Origin of the sequence: Pseudomonas fildesensis, assembly GCF_001050345.1 — a bacterium.
GTDB lineage: Bacteria > Pseudomonadota > Gammaproteobacteria > Pseudomonadales > Pseudomonadaceae > Aquipseudomonas > Aquipseudomonas fildesensis.
The window spans coordinates 337,875-355,835 of sequence record NZ_LFMW01000002.1; the positions used below are offsets into that span (position 1 = coordinate 337,875).

General features: G+C 60.7%; 18 protein-coding genes. 11 read left to right on the plus strand and 7 right to left on the minus strand.

The features are described from left to right. Window positions 1-7: 7 nt before the first annotated feature. Entirely contained in the window at window positions 8-970 is a 963-nt protein-coding gene (locus tag ACR52_RS04780; RefSeq protein WP_048721054.1) for an alpha/beta hydrolase, read from the minus strand. A gap of 142 nt (window positions 971-1,112) precedes the next feature. Between ACR52_RS04780 and aroC the strand changes: the two genes are divergently transcribed. The 4 genes from aroC (at window position 1,113) to ACR52_RS04800 (ending at window position 4,382) form a co-directional block, all read left to right on the plus strand. Beyond that, window positions 1,113-2,204: a chorismate synthase gene (gene aroC, locus ACR52_RS04785; protein ID WP_048721055.1), complete on the plus strand. Its 1,092-nt coding sequence runs from the start codon at window positions 1,113-1,115 to the stop codon at window positions 2,202-2,204. A gap of 10 nt (window positions 2,205-2,214) precedes the next feature. After that, window positions 2,215-3,375, plus strand: a complete 1,161-nt coding sequence (locus ACR52_RS04790; protein ID WP_048721056.1) for an MFS transporter — start codon at window positions 2,215-2,217, stop codon at window positions 3,373-3,375. Next, on the plus strand, window positions 3,372-3,902 hold the full coding sequence (locus tag ACR52_RS04795) for a 1,2-dihydroxy-3-keto-5-methylthiopentene dioxygenase (RefSeq protein ID WP_048721057.1): 531 nt from the start codon (window positions 3,372-3,374) through the stop codon (window positions 3,900-3,902). Before ACR52_RS04790 ends, ACR52_RS04795 begins: the two co-directional genes overlap by 4 nt. A 210-nt stretch (window positions 3,903-4,112) precedes the next feature. Beyond that, complete coding sequence (locus tag ACR52_RS04800; protein WP_048721058.1) at window positions 4,113-4,382, plus strand: response regulator transcription factor; 270 nt, start codon at window positions 4,113-4,115, stop codon at window positions 4,380-4,382. A gap of 55 nt (window positions 4,383-4,437) precedes the next feature. Here the strand turns inward: ACR52_RS04800 and ACR52_RS04805 are convergent, their stop codons facing one another. Next, a complete protein-coding gene (locus ACR52_RS04805; protein WP_048721059.1) occupies window positions 4,438-4,716 on the minus strand; it encodes a DUF3509 domain-containing protein in 279 nt (92 codons plus the stop codon). 396 nt (window positions 4,717-5,112) lie between these two features. Here ACR52_RS04805 and ACR52_RS04810 point away from each other — a divergent pair, with 396 nt between their 5' ends. From ACR52_RS04810 to ACR52_RS04830, 5 genes are all read left to right on the plus strand, one after another. After that, complete coding sequence (locus tag ACR52_RS04810; RefSeq protein ID WP_048721060.1) at window positions 5,113-6,939, plus strand: long-chain-acyl-CoA synthetase; 1,827 nt, start codon at window positions 5,113-5,115, stop codon at window positions 6,937-6,939. A 110-nt stretch (window positions 6,940-7,049) separates the two neighbouring features. Beyond that, window positions 7,050-7,565, plus strand: coding sequence for an ankyrin repeat domain-containing protein (locus ACR52_RS04815; RefSeq protein WP_048721061.1), 516 nt, complete (start codon window positions 7,050-7,052; stop codon window positions 7,563-7,565). Between the two features lie 41 nt (window positions 7,566-7,606). Further along, complete coding sequence (locus ACR52_RS04820; protein WP_048721062.1) at window positions 7,607-8,137, plus strand: hypothetical protein; 531 nt, start codon at window positions 7,607-7,609, stop codon at window positions 8,135-8,137. A 67-nt stretch (window positions 8,138-8,204) separates the two neighbouring features. Continuing rightward, window positions 8,205-8,396, plus strand: coding sequence for a PLDc N-terminal domain-containing protein (locus ACR52_RS04825; protein ID WP_003172956.1), 192 nt, complete (start codon window positions 8,205-8,207; stop codon window positions 8,394-8,396). A 347-nt stretch (window positions 8,397-8,743) separates the two neighbouring features. After that, window positions 8,744-10,831, plus strand: coding sequence for an LTA synthase family protein (locus ACR52_RS04830; RefSeq protein ID WP_048721065.1), 2,088 nt, complete (start codon window positions 8,744-8,746; stop codon window positions 10,829-10,831). A gap of 170 nt (window positions 10,832-11,001) precedes the next feature. On the opposite strand, the gene ACR52_RS29110 is transcribed toward ACR52_RS04830, so the two are convergent. Next, a complete protein-coding gene (locus ACR52_RS29110; RefSeq protein ID WP_010208879.1) occupies window positions 11,002-11,154 on the minus strand; it encodes a DUF3309 family protein in 153 nt (50 codons plus the stop codon). A gap of 331 nt (window positions 11,155-11,485) precedes the next feature. On the opposite strand from ACR52_RS29110, the gene ACR52_RS04840 reads away from it, so the two are divergent. Together ACR52_RS04840 and csrA are read left to right on the plus strand one after the other, a co-directional pair. Continuing rightward, complete coding sequence (locus tag ACR52_RS04840; protein ID WP_048721068.1) at window positions 11,486-12,301, plus strand: SDR family oxidoreductase; 816 nt, start codon at window positions 11,486-11,488, stop codon at window positions 12,299-12,301. Window positions 12,302-12,446: 145 nt separating this feature from the next. After that, window positions 12,447-12,650, plus strand: coding sequence for a carbon storage regulator CsrA (csrA, locus tag ACR52_RS04845; protein ID WP_048721070.1), 204 nt, complete (start codon window positions 12,447-12,449; stop codon window positions 12,648-12,650). A gap of 9 nt (window positions 12,651-12,659) precedes the next feature. Here the strand turns inward: csrA and ACR52_RS04850 are convergent, their stop codons facing one another. The 4 genes from ACR52_RS04850 to ACR52_RS04865 form a co-directional block, all read right to left on the minus strand. Further along, entirely contained in the window at window positions 12,660-12,887 is a 228-nt protein-coding gene (locus ACR52_RS04850) for a YheU family protein (protein ID WP_003236706.1), read from the minus strand. Between the two features lie 74 nt (window positions 12,888-12,961). Then, entirely contained in the window at window positions 12,962-14,140 is a 1,179-nt protein-coding gene (locus tag ACR52_RS04855; RefSeq protein WP_048721075.1) for an osmoprotectant NAGGN system M42 family peptidase, read from the minus strand. A 123-nt stretch (window positions 14,141-14,263) separates the two neighbouring features. Then, entirely contained in the window at window positions 14,264-16,000 is a 1,737-nt protein-coding gene (gene ngg / locus ACR52_RS04860) for an N-acetylglutaminylglutamine synthetase (protein ID WP_048721077.1), read from the minus strand. 3 nt (window positions 16,001-16,003) lie between these two features. Beyond that, a complete protein-coding gene (locus ACR52_RS04865; RefSeq protein ID WP_048721078.1) occupies window positions 16,004-17,776 on the minus strand; it encodes an N-acetylglutaminylglutamine amidotransferase in 1,773 nt (590 codons plus the stop codon). Window positions 17,777-17,961: the final 185 nt, after the last annotated feature.

Below are 17,961 nucleotides of genomic sequence, written 5' to 3' on the forward strand. Positions count from 1 at the left end.
TAGTCGCTTAACGGGGTTGAAGTCCGTCGATAAAGCGCACCAGGCGGCTGCCCAGCTCGGCGGCGAGGGGCAATTGCGGATCGTTGTAGGAGGCCAATTGCTGCTTCACGTTGTTGGGAACGATGCGCATCACGTGGTTCATGCCTTCGATCACCGTCAACTCGGCATCGGGCTTGGCCTTTTTCAGTTGATGGGCGTCACCAACACCGACCTGGATATCGTTGGTGCCCTGGATGATCAGCGCCGGCATCCGTAGTTTGGCAAAGGCGGCCGAAGGATCGGCGCGAAACAGGCTGATCAGATAAGGCTGCACGCTGGGTCGGAAAATGCCTTCCAGCGGGCCCGGCACATCGGCGTCCACCTGGCCGGCCTTGAGGTGATCGAGGATTTCATTGCTACGCAGCAACAGGGCAGGGGGCAGGTGGTCGGCGAGTTGCTGGCGGATCACCTGATCGACTGGGCGCGCACTGCCGGACAGGGAAATGACCGCGGCCGGGTCAAGTTGCGGCGCGGCGAGGGCGGCAACCAATGCGCCTTCGCTGTGACCCAGCACGATCAGCGGGCCCATGCGTCTATCGGCCTTGAGCAGCTTGCCCCAGGCCACAGCGTCGGCGACGTAGGCGTCGAGGGTCAGGTTGCGTTCGTCGGGGGTGGCGGCCAGGCTGGCCGCGACGCCGCGTTTGTCGTAGCGCACGCTGGCGATGTTATGCCGGGCCAGCACCCAGGCCAGGCGCTTGAGGCTGTCGTTGCGCGCGCCGTCGGCGCTGTTGCCATTGCGGTCGGTGGGCCCGGAGCCGGCGATGATCAGCACCACCGGCACCGGTTTGTCCGACTGCGGCAACAATAGCGAGCCAAACAGCTCGCCGCTGCCGGTGTCCAGGCTGATGGGCCGTTGCAGGACAACAGGGGCGGCGGCGTGCGCCAGGGTGGTCAACAGGGTGAGGGTGAACAGCAAAACTCGCAGCATCATCGCGCCATCATCAGGGAGGTGCCGGTTGGACCAACGTCTACCGGTAAGGTTTCGAGGATGAACTAGTCGGTTGGCCCGCGTATACTGGCGCGCTTGGTTATCACCTCTGAGTGATTACAACTGATTTCACGGAGCGCCCTGCATGTCCGGCAATACCTTCGGCAAGCTGTTCACTGTCACCACCGCGGGCGAAAGCCATGGCCCGGCGTTGGTCGCCATTGTCGACGGCTGCCCGCCCGGCCTCGAGCTGTCCCTGGAAGACCTGCAGCGTGACCTCGACCGCCGCAAGCCCGGCACCAGTCGCCACACCACCCAGCGTCAGGAGCCCGACGAAGTCGAGATCCTCTCCGGCGTGTTCGAGGGGCGCACCACCGGCTGCTCCATTGGCCTGCTGATTCGTAACACCGACCAGAAGTCCAAGGACTACTCGGCCATCAAGGACTTGTTCCGCCCGGCCCACGCCGACTACACCTACCATCACAAATACGGCGAGCGCGACTACCGTGGTGGTGGCCGCAGTTCGGCCCGCGAAACGGCCATGCGCGTGGCTGCCGGTGCCATCGCCAAGAAATACCTGGCGACCCAGGGCATTGTGATTCGCGGCTATATGAGCCAGCTGGGCCCCATCGAAATCCCGTTCAAGACCTGGGACAGCGTGGACGACAACGCTTTCTTCAGCCCCGACCCGGACAAAGTGCCGGAACTGGAAGCCTACATGGACCAGTTGCGCCGCGACCAGGATTCCGTCGGCGCCAGGATCACGGTGGTTGCAGAAGGTGTAAAACCGGGCCTCGGCGAGCCGATTTTCGACCGTCTGGACGCCGAACTGGCCCACGCGCTGATGAGCATCAACGCGGTGAAGGGGGTTGAAATCGGTGCCGGGTTTGCCTGCGTGTCACAGCGCGGCACCGAACACCGCGACGAGATGACGCCGGAAGGTTTCCTCAGCAACAACGCCGGCGGCATTCTCGGCGGGATTTCCTCGGGCCAGCCTATCGTGGCGCACCTGGCGCTCAAGGCCACGTCGAGCATCACTACGCCGGGCCGTTCGATCGATGTACACGGCACCCCGGTGGACGTGATCACCAAGGGCCGCCATGACCCGTGCGTCGGCATCCGTGCCACGCCGATTGCCGAGGCGATGATGGCCATCGTGTTGATGGACCATCTGCTGCGCAACCGTGGGCAAAACGCCGATGTGCGTGTGAGTACGCCGGTGCTGGGCCAGCTGTGACGGTCTGACCGTGACAGCCCTCCCGTACTGGCGTCTCTCCAGCTTCTACCTGTTCTACTTCGCCCTGCTGGGGGCGACGGCGCCGTTCCTGGCGCTGTACTTCGATCACCTGGGGTTCTCCAGCGCGCGAATCGGCGAACTGGTCGCTATCCCCATGCTGATGCGCTGCGTGGCGCCCAACCTGTGGGGCTGGCTCGGGGACTACACCGGCCGGCGCCTGGCCATCGTGCGGTTTGGCGCGGTGTGCACGCTGGTCAGTTTCTCGCTGATTTTTGTCAGCAAGAGCTACGCCTGGCTGGCCCTGGTCATGGCCTTGCATGCGTTCTTCTGGCACGCGGTGTTGCCGCAGTTTGAAGTGATCACCCTGGCTCATCTGCAAAAACAGACGTCGCGCTACAGCCAGATCCGCCTCTGGGGCTCCATCGGTTTTATTCTCACCGTGGTGATCATGGGGCGCCTGTTCGACTGGCTGAGCCTGGACATCTACCCGGTGGTGGTTGTAGTGATCATGGCCGGCATCATCGGCGCCAGCCTGTGGGTACCGAACGCGCAGCCCGCAGTCACGGGCAATCGCCTGGCCGGGGAAGGTTTCCTGAAACAACTGCGCAGCCCCGGCGTACTGGCGTTTTATGCCTGTGTGGCGCTCATGCAAATGAGCCATGGCCCGTATTACACCTTCCTCACCCTGCACCTCGAACACCTGGGCTACAGCCGTGGCGTGATCGGTATGCTCTGGGCCGTGGGGGTGGTGGCGGAAGTGCTGATGTTCCTGGGCATGAGCCGCATCCTCACGCGCTTTTCGGTACGCCGTGTGCTGATGGCCAGTTTTGTGCTGGCAGCCTTGCGCTGGTTGCTGCTGGGCTCGTTTGCCGAGTTTCTCTGGGTGCTGCTATTGGCGCAGGTGATGCACGCCGCGACTTTTGGCAGCTTTCACGCGGCGGCGATTGCCTTTGTGCAACGCAGCTTCGGCGACCGTCAACAAGGTCAGGGCCAAGCTTTGTACGCTGCTCTGGCCGGCACCGGCGGCGCACTCGGCGCCCTTTACTCCGGCTACAGCTGGAACCTGCTGGGGCCGACCCTGACCTTCAGCATCGCCAGCGTCGCCGCATTGGCTGCGGCCGTTATCATCGGCCTTCGATTGCAAGAGCAGAACCAAGGAACCGTCCAATGAGTTATGTCGCCGTCTACCACATCGCCACACCGGATACCCCGAACAAGGTCCTGACCCACTTCGACGACATCGCGTCGACACTGGCTGAGCACGCTGTCCGGTTCGAACGCTGGCAGCCAAGCCCAATCGAGAAGGGCGCCAGCGAGGCTGAAATGATCGCCGCTTATCAGCCGCAGATCGACGCCCTCGGCTACGGTTTTACGCAGGTACTGAGTGTCACCGGCCACCACCCGCAGCACGTCGAATTGCGCGCACAGTTTCGCGATGAACGCCGTTACAGTGAAGACGAAGTACGCTTCTTCATCGCCGGTCAGGGCCTGTTCACGCTGCACATTGGCGATTACGTCTACAGCGTACGCTGTGAGAAGAATGACTTGCTGGTGATCCCGGCCGGCGTGCCGCATTGGTTCGATATGGGTGAGAACCCGCACTGCGTGACCTTGCGCTTATTTAACAAAACTGCGAACGCGGTGCCCGAATTGACCGGTGATGACATTGCGGTTCGTTTTCCTGGCCTGGACGACTAGTCGCAACGCAGGAGTAGTTCAACCCCTGCATGTTGAATAATGCTGTGGGAAAAACCCTATTTGAATGTGAGATCTGGCTGTTTTTTCCCGACTTTCTCTTTAATTCCGTTCGTTATGTAAATCTCTCTCCAACTTCAATGTTTATATCGCCTGTCAATAGGAGGAATCCGAATGGCGATGGAGCATCAGCCAATAAAAAGGAGAGAAGCAATGAGTGGCTCAGAGGAGTCGTGTCAGCCGTCATCCAGCTTGCCCACTGCCATCAGGAGGCGCCTGACGTTGTCCGGCAAGCCCCTGACCCCAGCGGAACTGGAAATTCTGCGCTGGGCCTCGGAAGGCAAGACAGTGTGGGAAATCAGCCAGATTCGCGCCAGTTCCGAAGCTACCGTGAAATTTCATTTGCGTAATATCTATGGCAAGTTGCAAGTCACCAACCGCGTACAAGCAATGAACGAAGCCGTTCGGCAGCGCCTGTATTGAGCATAAAAAAGGGCCGCGACGCCATTCAGCGTCGCGGCCCTTTCTATGTCTGCAATTAAGCCGAATGGTAAGTCGGCAGGGCAAAGCGGTTCTGGCTTTGCAGCATCGAAATTTGTGGCAGGTCGCTGGCTTGTTCGGCCAGATCGCGGCGAATGGCACTGATCACCCAGGTCAGTTGATCGGCAGTGTGCAACTGCTGGTAGGAGATCGAGCGCTTGACCTGTTTGCCTTCGCTGTTGCGCAGGGTCAACAGGATGCCGCCGTCGGGACGTGGCTGGGTGGTGACGTCGTATTGGGAGAATACTGAGGCGAATTTATCTTGGATCAGGCTCATGTCTATCAGCTCCGTTGGCTCAAGTTGGCAAGCATGGAGTGATAGGTGCAGTGATTGTGCCATCTAGTGATTTATAAAAATATCGTTATAAATCAGTATCTTGTAAAAATTCAAGTTTTTCGCTTTCGTGCAAATTGCATGAATGGCCATCATGCATCCTGCATTTTGCGCTACTCAAGCTGTGTGGAGTGGCGTGCCGTTACTGATAAAGACTGCTCACGCGTCGCTAAATTCCCTTTTCCAACGGTCGCCGGTCCGGGATACAAAACTTTTCAAATCCCACATGTACAGCTAAAGAAGGGCTGGCGTATTTTCCTGCAAGACATTTGGCCTACTGCCTACAGGAACGCCGGTGTTTCTGGATCAGACGAAGAATAAGAAAAAGGACGTTCCTCCATGAGCCAACAGCAAAACGACATGATCACCTGGGGCATGCTGCTTCGGAAGGTGCCCACCATCGTGCGAGCCCTGCCACGCGTCGTGCGCGGCATGCGTGCCGCGAATGTCACCGATCCCGCGCAGCCTTGCGGCCTGGGCTGGCACTTCGAGCAAGCCGTCCTGCGCAACCCTCACGGCGCCGCGTTGTTGTACGGCGACAGCGTGCTCAGCTACCAAGACGCCAACCAGCGCGCCAACCGTATCGCCCACCACTTGCACGCCCAGGGCATCGGCAAGGGCGACGTGGTGGCGCTGTTTATCGAAAACCGCCCCGAATTGCTCTTGAACGTGCTGGCCGTGGCCAAGCTGGGCGGCATCTGCGCCATGCTCAACACCTCGCAAACCCAGGCGGCGCTGGTGCACAGCCTGAACCTGGTCAACCCGGTGGCGATCGTGGTGGGTGCGGAATTGGTGGCCGCCTACACGGCGGTGCGCGATCAGGTGCACATCCAGGCTGACCGAACCTGGTTCGTCGCCGATCAGCAGGGCAGCGCTGTGCCTGACGGCTATATCGACCTGATGGCAGCCAGCGCCGAGTGCTCGGTCGACAACCCCGCCAGCACCGCGCAGATCTTCTTCAACGACCCCTGCTTCTATATCTACACCTCCGGCACCACGGGGCTGCCCAAGGCCGGCATCATGAAGCACGGCCGCTGGACTAAAACTGCCGTCAGCTTCGGCAGCATCGCGCTGGACATGGGCCCGGCCGACGTCTTGTATTGCACCCTGCCGCTGTACCACGCCACCGGCCTGTGTGTGTGCTGGGGCTCGGCGATTGTCGGCGCGTCGGGGTTCGCCATTCGCCGCAAATTCAGCGCCAGCCAGTTCTGGGACGACGCGCGCAAGTTCAAGGCAACCACCCTCGGTTATGTCGGTGAGCTGTGCCGCTACCTGCTCGACCAGCCACCCAGCGCACAGGACTGCGATAACCAGGTGACCAAGATGGTCGGCAATGGCCTGCGTCCAGGCGTCTGGGCGCAGTTCAAGCAACGCTATGGCGTCGAGCATGTCTGCGAACTGTACGCCGCCAGCGATGGCAATATCGGCTTCACCAACGTGCTGAATTTCGACAACACCATCGGCTTTTGCCTGCAGCACTGGGCACTGGTGGACTACGTACACGACAGCGGTGAGCCGTTCCGTGGCAGTGATGGGTTCATGCGCAAAGTGCAAACGGGCGGGCAGGGCCTGTTGCTGGCCAGAATCGATGACAAGGCGCCCTTCGACGGCTACACCGACCCGGAAAAGAACCGCAAGGTGGTGCTCACCGATGTCTTCGAAAAGGGCGACCGCTACTTCAATACCGGCGACTTGCTGCGCAGCATCGGCTTTGGCCATGCGCAATTTGTCGATCGCCTGGGGGATACCTATCGCTGGAAAGGCGAAAACGTTTCCACCACCGAAGTCGAGAACATCCTGCTGCAACACCCACAGATCGCCGAAGTGGTGGCCTATGGTGTCGAGATCGAAAACACCAACGGCCGCGCCGGCATGGTCGCCATCACCCCGAGTGAATCCCTGGCCGCGCTGGATATGCGCGAGCTGCTGCAGTTCGCCCACGGCCAGTTGCCGCACTATGCAGTGCCGCTGTTCCTGCGGATCAAGGTGAAAATGGAAACCACCGGCACCTTCAAGTACCAGAAAGTGCGGCTCAAGGAGGAGGCGTTCGACCCGGACAAGGCGGGCAGCGATCCGGTGTTCGCCTGGCTGCCGGGCTCAGACAGTTATGTACCGGTCACTGGGCAATTGCTGGCGCAGATACAGGGGGGGCAGTTCCGTTATTGATTCTGGCTATGAATGCTTTTGACAAAAAAGCCATGACAGTGGGGAACTCCGTCGTGACACTGGGCACCTACTCTTCAGTCTAGAAGCCGCACCACACAAGGAGCCCCCACATGTCAGACCAAGCCAAACAAATGACCGAAGACGAAGCCGCCGAATTTGCCGAGCAGGTCTTCGACGTCGCCCGCAAAGGCGACGCTGCCATGCTCGCCGCGCTGCTGGCGAAGGGTTTGCCGCCCAACCTGCGTAACCACAATGGCGACACCCTGCTGATGCTCTCGGCCTACCACGGCCACGACGAAGCGGTAAAAGTGCTGCTGGAATTCAAGGCCGACCCGCAGATCGCCAATGACAAGAACCAGCTACCGATTGCCGGCGCGGCGTTCAAAGGCAACCTGCCCGTGGTCAAGGCGCTGATCGACGGCGGCGCGCCGGTGGAAGGTGCATCCTCTGATGGCCGTACCGCCCTGATGATGGCAGCGATGTTCAACCGCATTGAAATGGTCGAGTACCTGCTCAGCAAAGGCGCCAATCCCAAGGCCACCGATGCCCAGGGCGTGACGGCGCTGGGTGCTGCGCAGACCATGGGCGCGGTGGATACGGCGGCGTTGTTGCAGAAACTGGTGTAGGCTACGCGCCCTCGAAAACCAGCCCGCCACAGGACCACCCCATGAAAACCGCCCTCGTCGAACTCATCAGTAAAATCAGCGCCGGCGTCATGGGCGATGACGAGGTGGCGCGCATCGCCGAGGAAGCTGCCCAGGCTTACGCCGACCCTGCGGCGTTTCTGGCGGCCAATCCGGACATCAACTACGACGACACCTTCCCCATCCCACTCGGTGAGTGGATCGTCGTAGGCAGCCTGCCGGATACTGCGCTGTTCCAGACCGACACCTATGGCGACCTGTTTGCGCAAATCGTTGCCTCGTTCGGCCCCGGCGTGGCGTTCAACCTTAAACCCAAGCAACTGGCCAAGACTGACGCCCTCACCGCGCTCAATCGCATCCAGATCCAGATGAGCGCCCTGAGCCCGGAAGACGGCGGCTACGTGCTGGTGAACTTCAGCCAGCCACTGGATGACGAGATCCAGGCCGTTTTGGTGTACGGCAATGACCTGCCGCGCGTGCTGGAACTGTGCGCAGAAGTCGGTATCAAGGGCGAACCGTCCCTCGAAGCCCTGCGCATCGCCGTACACGTCTGAAATAAAACGGAACCCAGGCCAAGGCTGACTATCCTACAAGGGCATGCCCTCACTTAGGAGCAACACCATGGGTTCTACTTTTAATGGTCTGATCGGGTTGATCATCCTGGCGCTGGATATCTGGGCGATCATCAACGTGTTCAAAAGCGGTGCGAGCACCGGTGCCAAGGTGTTGTGGATTCTGCTGATCCTGCTGTTGCCAGTGCTGGGCCTGATCATCTGGGCGATTGCCGGGCCTCGGGGCAACGTGCGGATTTGACCGCCCCTTCAATTTGGCGAGGGCACAGTTAATGTGGGAGGGCGCAAGCCCCTCCCACATTAACTGGTGCCGTGCTCCAGAGTTTTATGTATCGAAATATTCGCTGCACAAAATTTTCACATCCCATCCAAGACAATTCGCCGGCTTTATTTTCCTGCCAAAGGCTCTATCTCAAGCGCCATTGAAGGCAGGGCAGCGGGACACGTTCAGTAATTAATGGCGTTGCCCGCATTGATCGGGCACCATTTGCGCCACCGCGTTAACCGCCTACCCCAGCCAGCCTGGGCGAGGGACGGACGCCACTGCATTATTTCGCAACTTAAACTTCCAATGGGTCCTGAAACGACATGGCAAACCCGGACGCCCTGAGTCAGCAGCGAGCTTCTAATCGCCTGCTGCAACCGACCGTCAAATCCCATCTGGCATACACGCTGCTTTGCGCACTGGTCATGATGGTGATGTTCTCCCTGCTGCGCCTGGCGCTGCTGGTGTACAACCGCGAGATGATCCTCGACACGCCGGCCTCGACCTTCCTGGAAGCGTTCGCCAACGGCCTGCGCCTTGACCTGCGCCTGGTGGTGTACCTGCTCATTCCCCTGCTGCTGGCATTGTTCAGCGTACGGGCGATGGCGGCGCGCGGGTTCTTCCGTTTCTGGCTGACCGTTGCGTCCAGCATCGCGCTGTTCCTGGGCCTGATGGAGATGGACTTCTACCGCGAATTCCACCAGCGCCTCAACGGCCTGGTCTTCCAGTACGTGAAGGAAGACCCGAAAACCGTGATGAGCATGCTCTGGTACGGTTTCCCGGTGGTGCGTTACCTGCTGGCCTGGGCCGTGGGCACGCTGATCCTGAGCATTGCCTTCAAAGGCGCCGACCGCGCGACGCGCCCACGCGGCCCGTTCAGCGGCGGCAGCATCAGCACCCGCCAGGTGGCGCCGTGGTATTCGCGCATCGCGGTGTTCGTGGTCTGCCTGCTGATCGCTGTCGTCGCCGCCCGTGGCACCCTGCGCCAGGGCCCGCCGCTGCGTTGGGGTGACGTCTACACCACCGACTCGAACTTCGCCAACCAGTTGGGCCTCAATGGCACGCTGTCGTTGATCGGTGCCGCCAAGGCACGCTTCTCCGAGCATCGCACCAACGTGTGGAAAGCCACGCTGGAGCAGCCTCTGGCCACCCAGACCGTGCGCGACATGCTGGTGCTGCCGTCGGAAAAACTGGTGGATGCCGACACCGCTGCCGTGCGCCGTGATTTCACACCGCCGGCCGAGAAAACCCTGCCGATCAAGAACGTCGTCGTGATCCTGATGGAAAGCTTCGCCGGTCACTCGGTGGGCGCATTGGGTCGCCCAGGCAACATCACGCCATACTTCGACAAACTGTCCAAGGAAGGCCTGCTGTTCGACCGTTTCTTCTCCAACGGCACCCACACCCACCAGGGTATGTTTGCCACCATGGCCTGCTTCCCGAACCTGCCGGGTTTCGAATACCTGATGCAGACCCCGGAAGGCAGCCACAAGCTGTCGGGCCTGCCGCAGTTGCTCAGTGCGCGCAAGTTTGATGACGTGTACGTCTACAACGGCGACTTCGCCTGGGACAACCAGTCGGGCTTCTTCAGCAACCAGGGCATGACCAACTTCATCGGCCGTAACGACTTCGTCGACCCGGTGTTCTCCGATCCGACCTGGGGTGTGTCCGACCAGGACATGTTCAACCGTGGCCTGCAAGAGTTGAAAGCCCGTGAAGGCGGCAAGCCGTTCTACGCGCTGCTGCAAACCCTGTCCAACCACACGCCGTACGCGCTGCCGAACCCGTTGCCGGTGGATAAAGTCACTGGCCGTGGCAGCCTCGACGAGCATTTGACCGCCATGCGCTACTCCGACTGGGCCCTGGGCCAGTTCTTTGAAAAGGCCCGCAAGGAGCCGTATTTCAAGGAAACCCTGTTCGTGATCGTGGGTGACCACGGTTTCGGCAACGAGCAGCAGATCACCGAGATGGACCTGGGCCGCTTCAACGTGCCGATGCTGATGATCGCACCGGGCATGCAGGAGAAGTTCGGCGAGCGTGACCACACCGTGGGCACCCAGATCGACATCGTGCCGACCATCATGGGCCGTCTCGGTGGCGACACCTTGCACCAGTGCTGGGGCCGTGACCTGCTGAACCTGCCGGAAGGCGACAAGGGCTTCGGCGTGATCAAACCGTCGGGCAGCGACCAGACCGTGGCCTTGCTCACGGGTGACCGCGTGCTGGTACTGCCTAAGGAAATGCCTCCGAAGTTGTGGGAATACGAGCTGGGCGCTAACCCGACCGGTAAAGTCATTCCAGAATCGCCGGACGAGGCTGCGTTGAAGCAGAAACTCGAGTCGTTCCTACAGACCGCCACCAAGAGTCTGTTGGATAACACCGCAGGCGTGGTAGACGGTAAGCCGGACTAATTGACCGGCAATAAAAAAGAGGCCTTCTAGAAGGCCTCTTTTTTTGCTTTTTTTTCTACTGTAGGAGCGAGCTTGCTCGCGAAAATCTCAAGATCAACCCGTTAAATCAGACACACCGCGTCATCGTCAACGACCCTCGCGGGCAAGCCCACTCCTGCATAACGGCAGCTTTAAATCTTGCCGAGCAACAGCAGCACCAGCAGAACAACCAGTACAACACCGAGGATACCCGACGGACCATAACCCCAGCTGCGCGAGTGCGGGAATACTGGCAGACCGCCGACCAGCAGGAGTATCAGGATGATAATTAGAATGAGGCTCATAGTTTTATTTCCTTATAGGCCTTCTGCAAGGACTGGTTGTTTAACGTTAGGCCCGTCATTTTAAATGCGGACGCCCTAACAACTCCGACTGTGCCACTTCGCAGAAAATTCCCTGTTTTTTTAAAGCATTTTGCAGTGGCGCTTATTTCTTTTAATGCCGTCGCAATGACTCTGGGTTAGTTGAAAAAGATTGAACTTAGGCTATACGCAGGCATCCGACCGGGCCCACGGTTTGCCTGGGGCATTCATCAATCTGATGGTGCGTGGGTGTAGGAAAAACCTTCGCTACACTGCCGATCACTTCTTCGTTGAACCACAAGGCTACTTTCCTATGCAAAATCGCATGATGATCACTGGCGCCGGGTCCGGCCTGGGTCGTGAAATCGCTCTGCGCTGGGCCCGCGAGGGTTGGCAGTTGGCCTTGTCGGACGTCAGTGAGCCCGGCTTGCAGGAAACCCTCAAACAAGTGCGCGAGGCGGGTGGCGATGGTTTTATCCAACGCTGTGACGTACGCGACTACAGCCAGCTCACGGCCTTCGCCCAGGCCTGTGAGGTGAAGCTGGGTGGCATTGATGTGATCGTCAACAACGCCGGTGTAGCCTCGGGTGGGTTCTTCGCCGAGTTGTCCCTGGAAGACTGGGACTGGCAGATCGCAATCAACTTGATGGGCGTGGTCAAGGGGTGCAAGGCGTTCCTGCCGCTGCTGGAAAAGAGTAAGGGCCGCATCATCAACATCGCCTCGATGGCGGCGCTGATGCAGGGGCCGGCCATGAGCAACTACAACGTGGCCAAGGCGGGCGTGGTGGCGTTGTCCGAGAGTCTGCTGGTGGAGCTCAAGCAGCAGCAAGTGGGCGTGCATGTGGTGTGCCCGTCGTTTTTCCAGACCAACCTGCTGGACTCGTTTCGCGGGCCGACCCCGGCGATGAAAGCGCAGGTGGGCAAGTTGCTGGAGAGTTCGCCGATTTCGGCTGCGGACATTGCCGATTACATTTACCAGCGGGTGGCGCAAGGAGAGTTCATGATTTTGCCCCATGAGCAGGGCCGGATGGCGTGGGCGTTGAAGCAGAAGAATCCGCAGTTGTTATATGACGAGATGACCATGATGGCCGACAAGATGCGCGCCAAGGCGCAGACGGTCAAAGCCTGACCGAGTCAGGCGCCGACTTGTGCTCGGGTCTGTCAGGTAAATTACCTATCCGTGTAGGTGCTGCCTGTTTTCATCGCAAGCCATTGCTGCCTCACTACCCAATCACGCATGGTCGAGGTCCTGTCACTCCAGAAGGACACCCGCCATGCTGGTCTTAAGCCGCGCTGTAGGCGAAACCATCTCGATAGGCGATGACATCGCCTTGCACATTCTCGAACTGAACGGCACCCAGATCAAATTCGGCATCGACGCGCCGCTGGACGTCAAGGTGCACCGCGCCGAGGTGTATCAGAAAATCCTCGAGCACCAAGGCGCCGCCACCTACCCAGTCCCCGTGCCTAATCCCTGAGCAACGGTATTAGTCAAACAGATGCTTGGGCACATCGTGCTTGAGCATCAATTGGCATTGCTCGCTGTCAGGATCGAACACAATCAGCGCCTGGCCCTTGGTCAGCGCCTGGCGCACCCGCAGTACGCGGGTTTCCAGGGGCGTGTCATCGCCGTTGTCGGTGCCGTCGCGGGTGACGAAGTCTTCGATGAGGCGGGTCAGGGTGTCGACTTCAAGTGCGTCGTAGGGAATCAGCATACAAGCCTCAGGTGATGGATCCCGGCGATGCTACTGCGCCGGGACCCTTGTTGCCAGTATCAGGGTTGCCAGTATCAGGACTTGTTGCCCACCAGGCTGTCCACCGACGGCACGCGTGTGTCGCTCTCCATCTGCGTTTCGTGCTCAATCTGATGGCTGAACCGGTCCAGTGAACCCTTGGCCGGTTGCGCATCGCTGGCGAATACCGGCGGGCTGAGGATATACGCGCCCAACAGGCGGCTCAGTGCGGCCAGGCTGTCGATATGCGTGCGCTCATACCCATGAGTCGCATCGCAACCAAACGCCAGCAGGGCCGTGCGAATGTCGTGGCCCGCGGTCACGGCAGAGTGAGCATCGCTGAAGTAATACCGGAACAGATCGCGGCGCACCGGCAGGTCGTTATCCGACGCCAGGCGCAGCAGGTGGCGGGACAGGTGATAGTCATACGGCCCGCCGGAATCCTGCATCGCCACGCTTACCGCATGTTCGCTGGAGTGTTGGCCGGGTGCGACCGGGGCGATGTCGATGCCGACGAATTCACTGACATCCCATGGCAGGGCGGCTGCTGCGCCACTGCCGGTTTCTTCGGTAATGGTGAACAACGGGTGGCAGTCGATCAGCAGCGGTTCGCCGCTGTCGATGATCGCCTTGAGTGCGGCGAGCAGGGCGGCGACACCGGCTTTATCGTCCAGGTGACGCGCGCTGATATGCCCGCTCTCGGTGAACTCGGGCAGTGGGTCAAACGCCACATAGTCGCCGATGCCGATGCCCAGGGAATCGCAATCGGCGCGGGTTGCGCAGTAAGCGTCCAGGCGCAGCTCCACGTGGTCCCAGCTCACCGGCATTTCATCCACGGCGGTGTTGAACGCGTGCCCGGAGGCCATCAACGGCAACACGCTGCCACGGATCACGCCGTTGTCGGTGAACAGGCTGACACGGCTGCCTTCGGCAAAACGGCTCGACCAGCAGCCCACGGGGGCGAGGGTCAAGCGGCCGTTGTCCTTGATCGCGCGCACGGCAGCGCCGATGGTGTCCAGGTGCGCCGACACGGCGCGGTCAGGGCTGTTTTTCTGGCCCTTGAGGGTGGCGCGAATGGTGCCGCGCCGGGTCATTTCAAATGGGATGCCGAGCTCTTCCAGGCGTTCGGCGACGTAGCGCACGATGGTGTCGGTAAACCCGGTGGGGCTGGGAATGGCGAGCATTTCCAGCAGCACTTTTTGCAGGTAGTTGAGATCCGGTTCGGGGATGGTCATAAAGGTTCCCTTTAGTTGCAAGCTTTGAGCTACAAGCTTCAAGTTGGGCGATCGTTCCCACGCGGAGCGTGGGAACGATCAGTGTCTCGCTTTAGCTTGAAGCTTGCGGCTTGGGACTAGTAGCTACCCACTATGGGGAAACAACAAATCGATGAATTTTTCGGCAGTGGGTTGCGGTTCATGATTGGCCAGGCCGGCGCGTTCGTTGGCTTCGATAAATACGTACTCGGGTTGGTCGGCGGCGGGGACCATCAGGTCCAGGCCCACCATCGGGATGTCCAGGGCGCGGGCGGCGCGCACGGCAGCGTCCACCAGGGTCGGGTGCAGGATGGCGGTGACGTCTTCCAGGCAACCGCCCGTGTGCAGGTTGGCCGTACGGCGCACGGCCAATTGCACACCACGCGGCAGGATGCTGTCGTAGCCGTAGCCAGCGGCTTTCAAGGTGCGCTCGGTTTCGGCATCCAGTGGGATCTTGCTTTCGCCATCGGTGGCCGCTTGGCGCCGCCGGCTCTGGGCCTCGATCAAGGCGCCGATGGAATACTGACCGTCACCGATCACTTCGGCTGGGCGACGAATAGCGGCAGCGACTACCTCAAAACCGATCACCAGAATGCGCAGGTCCAGGCCTTCGTGGAAGCTTTCCAGCAGCACGCGGCTGTCGAACTGCCGCGCCGCTTCGATCGCCTGTTGCACCTCTTCGATGCTCTGCAGATCCACCGCCACGCCCTGGCCTTGCTCGCCATCCAGCGGCTTGACCACGATGCGCTGGTGTTCGTCGAGGAACTCCAGGTTGTCGTCGGCATTACCCGCCAATTGCTGCGACGGCAGTTTCAAGCCAGCGGCCTTGAGCACCTTGTGCGTGAGGCTCTTGTCCTGGCACAGGGTCATGCTGATCGCGCTGGTCAGGTCGCTCAACGACTCGCGGCAGCGCACACGACGCCCGCCATGGCTGAGGGTGAACAGGCCGGCGTCGGCATCGTCCACCTGCACATCGATCCCGCGCCGATGGGCTTCTTCAACGATGATCCGCGCATAAGGGTTGAACCCCGCCTGCGGGCCCGGGCCGAGAAACAGCGGCTGGTTGATGCCGTTCTTGCGCTTGATCGCAAAGGTGGTCAACGCCCGAAAACCCAGCTTGGCGTAGAGGCTCTTGGCCTGGCGGTTATCGTGTAGCACCGACAGGTCAAGGTAGCTCAGGCCACGGCTCATAAAATGCTCCACCAAGTGGCGCACCAGCACTTCGCCCACGCCGGGGCGGGTGCATTGCGGGTCGACTGCCAGGCACCACAGGCTGCAACCGTTTTCCGGGTCGTGAAAGGCTTTCTGATGGTTGAGCCCCATCACGCTGCCGATCACCGCGCCGCTGTCTTCGTCCTCCGCCAGCCAGTACACAGGGCCACCTTGATGACGGGGCGTCAGGCGCTCGGCGTCTACGGGCAACATGCCGCGTCCCTGGTAAAGCTGGTTGACGGCCTGCCAGTCGGCCTCCGTCTGTACCCGCCGAATGCGAAAACCGCGAAACACCCGCGTGGCGGGGCGATAGTCGCTGAACCACAGGCGCAGGGTGTCGGACGGGTCGAGGAACAGCTGCTGCGGATCAATCCCGAGGATCTGTTGAGGCGCAGCCACGTACAGCGCGATATCGCGCTCGCCGGCCTGCTCGTTGAGCAGTTCCTGGGCCAGGCTGGCCGGGTCGGGAAAGGTGTGGCCGATCAGCAATCGGCCCCATCCGCAATGCACCGCTATTGGCTCGGCGCCCAGCGGGCTGCCGTCTTCGGCCAGGCGCGCTTGCAGGCGCTCGTAGGTTGGCGCCTGACCCTTCAGCAAACGTTGGCTGTATGCCGCGGCAAGAGGTTTCATGAATCAGATTCCTTGTTCGCTGAGCCACAGGTTCAGCGCCGCCAGTTGCCATAGCTTGGAGCCGCGCAGCGGGGTCAATTGGCCTTGCGGGTCGGTGAGCAGGCGGTCGAGCATGGCCGGGTTGAACAGGCCGCGATCCTGGCTCGGGTCCAGCAGCAGGTCGCGCACCCAGTTCAAGGTGTCCCCTTGTAAGTGCTTGAGGCCCGGCACCGGGAAGTAGCCCTTCTTGCGGTCGATGACTTCGCTCGGGATCACCCGGCGCGCCGCTTCCTTGAGCACTTGCTTGCCGCCGTCAGGCAGCTTGAATTTGCCCGGCACACGGGCCGACAGTTCCACCAGGCGGTAGTCCAGAAACGGCGTTCGCGCTTCCAGGCCCCAGGCCATGGTCATGTTGTCGACGCGTTTGACCGGGTCGTCCACCAGCATCACGGTGCTATCCAGGCGCAGGGCCTTGTCCACCGCCGCATCGGCGCCCGGCATCGCAAAATGCTCACGCACGAAGTCACCGGCAGCGTCATTGGCGGTCAGCCATTTCGGCGCGACGGTGGCGGCGTAATCGTCGTAGCTGCGGTCGAAAAATGCATCGCGGTACGCGGCGTACGGGTCGCTTGCGCCGTCCACTTGCGGGTACCAGTGGTAACCGGCGAACAACTCATCGGCGCCCTGGCCGCTCTGCACTACTTTGCAATGCTTGGCCACTTCGCGCGAGAGCAGGTAGAAAGCGATGCAGTCATGGCTGACCATCGGCTCGCTCATGGCGCGGAACGCTGCGGGCAGTTGCTCGATGATTTCGCTTTCGGCGATGCGCAATTGGTGGTGACGGGTGCCGTAGTGCTTGGCGATCAGGTCCGAATACTGGAACTCATCGCCACGTTCGCCGCCGGCGTCTTCAAAGCCGATGGAGAAGGTCGACAGGTCTTGCACGCCGACTTCACGCAGCAGGCCGACGAGCATGCTCGAATCGACACCACCGGAGAGCAGCACACCGACATCCACGGCAGCGCGTTGACGAATTGCCACGGCTTCGCGGGTGCTGTCGAGCACGCGGTCGGTCCAGTCTTCCAGCGTGAGGTGTTGCTCATCCTCACGTGGGCCGTAGGGCAGGGTCCACCAGGTTTTCTGCTCGGTCTTGCCGTCGGCGTCGATGCGCATCCAGGTGGCCGGCGGCAGTTTTTCAATGCCCGCCAGCAACGTGCGCGGTGCCGGTACCACGGCATGGAAGTTCAGGTAGTGATTGAGCGCTACCGGATCGAGGATCGGGTTGATATCGCCGCCCTTGAGCAGGGCCGGCAGAGCCGAAGCAAAGCGCAAACGCTGGCCGGTGCGTGACAGGTACAACGGCTTCACGCCGAGGCGGTCACGTGCGATGAACAGGCGCTTAGCGTCCCGCTCCCAGATGGCGAACGCGAACATGCCATTGAGCTTGGGCAGCAACGCTTCGCCCCAGGCGTGATAACCCTTGAGCAGCACTTCGGTGTCGCCACCGGAATAGAAGGCGTAGCCCAGGGCTTCCAGCTCTTCACGCAATTCCGGAAAGTTGTAGATCGCGCCGTTGAACGCCAGGGACAGCCCCAGTTGGGCGTCGACCATCGGTTGGGCCGAGCCATCCGACAGGTCCATGATTTTCAGGCGTCGGTGGCCCAGGGCAATCGGCCCTTGGGCGTGGAAGCCCCACGCGTCAGGTCCGCGTGGTGCCAGGTGATGGGTGATTCGCTCCACTGCTGCCAGGTCGGCAGGTTGGTGATCGAAACGTAACTCTCCAGCTAATCCGCACATAAGTTCCTTACCGGTTTTTCCGTTGGGGAGGGATAGAAGTACCGCTCGCCAAAACGGCGGGTACCCAGAAACTGACCCGGTCACATTCAGGGAGTTTTAGAACAATCTGTTATAAGGCAAAGAGCCTTACCTGATTGGAAGACACCCAGCGGGCGGTCTGGCCTGGGGTTAAAGGGCGGTATTTA

Bases quoted from the DNA above. Each gene is read 5' to 3' on its own strand.
- ACR52_RS04780 (WP_048721054.1), bottom strand. From the start codon at position 970: ATGATGCTGCGAGTTTTGCTGTTCACCCTCACCCTGTTGACCACCCTG.
- aroC (WP_048721055.1), top strand. From the start codon at position 1,113: ATGTCCGGCAATACCTTCGGCAAGCTGTTCACTGTCACCACCGCGGGC.
- ACR52_RS04795 (WP_048721057.1), top strand. From the start codon at position 3,372: ATGAGTTATGTCGCCGTCTACCACATCGCCACACCGGATACCCCGAAC.
- ACR52_RS04800 (WP_048721058.1), top strand. From the start codon at position 4,113: ATGAGTGGCTCAGAGGAGTCGTGTCAGCCGTCATCCAGCTTGCCCACT.
- ACR52_RS04805 (WP_048721059.1), bottom strand. From the start codon at position 4,716: ATGAGCCTGATCCAAGATAAATTCGCCTCAGTATTCTCCCAATACGAC.
- ACR52_RS04810 (WP_048721060.1), top strand. From the start codon at position 5,113: ATGAGCCAACAGCAAAACGACATGATCACCTGGGGCATGCTGCTTCGG.
- ACR52_RS04815 (WP_048721061.1), top strand. From the start codon at position 7,050: ATGTCAGACCAAGCCAAACAAATGACCGAAGACGAAGCCGCCGAATTT.
- ACR52_RS04820 (WP_048721062.1), top strand. From the start codon at position 7,607: ATGAAAACCGCCCTCGTCGAACTCATCAGTAAAATCAGCGCCGGCGTC.
- ACR52_RS04825 (WP_003172956.1), top strand. From the start codon at position 8,205: ATGGGTTCTACTTTTAATGGTCTGATCGGGTTGATCATCCTGGCGCTG.
- ACR52_RS04830 (WP_048721065.1), top strand. From the start codon at position 8,744: ATGGCAAACCCGGACGCCCTGAGTCAGCAGCGAGCTTCTAATCGCCTG.
- ACR52_RS29110 (WP_010208879.1), bottom strand. From the start codon at position 11,154: ATGAGCCTCATTCTAATTATCATCCTGATACTCCTGCTGGTCGGCGGT.
- ACR52_RS04840 (WP_048721068.1), top strand. From the start codon at position 11,486: ATGCAAAATCGCATGATGATCACTGGCGCCGGGTCCGGCCTGGGTCGT.
- csrA (WP_048721070.1), top strand. From the start codon at position 12,447: ATGCTGGTCTTAAGCCGCGCTGTAGGCGAAACCATCTCGATAGGCGAT.
- ACR52_RS04850 (WP_003236706.1), bottom strand. From the start codon at position 12,887: ATGCTGATTCCCTACGACGCACTTGAAGTCGACACCCTGACCCGCCTC.
- ACR52_RS04855 (WP_048721075.1), bottom strand. From the start codon at position 14,140: ATGACCATCCCCGAACCGGATCTCAACTACCTGCAAAAAGTGCTGCTG.
- ngg (WP_048721077.1), bottom strand. From the start codon at position 16,000: ATGAAACCTCTTGCCGCGGCATACAGCCAACGTTTGCTGAAGGGTCAG.
- ACR52_RS04865 (WP_048721078.1), bottom strand. From the start codon at position 17,776: ATGTGCGGATTAGCTGGAGAGTTACGTTTCGATCACCAACCTGCCGAC.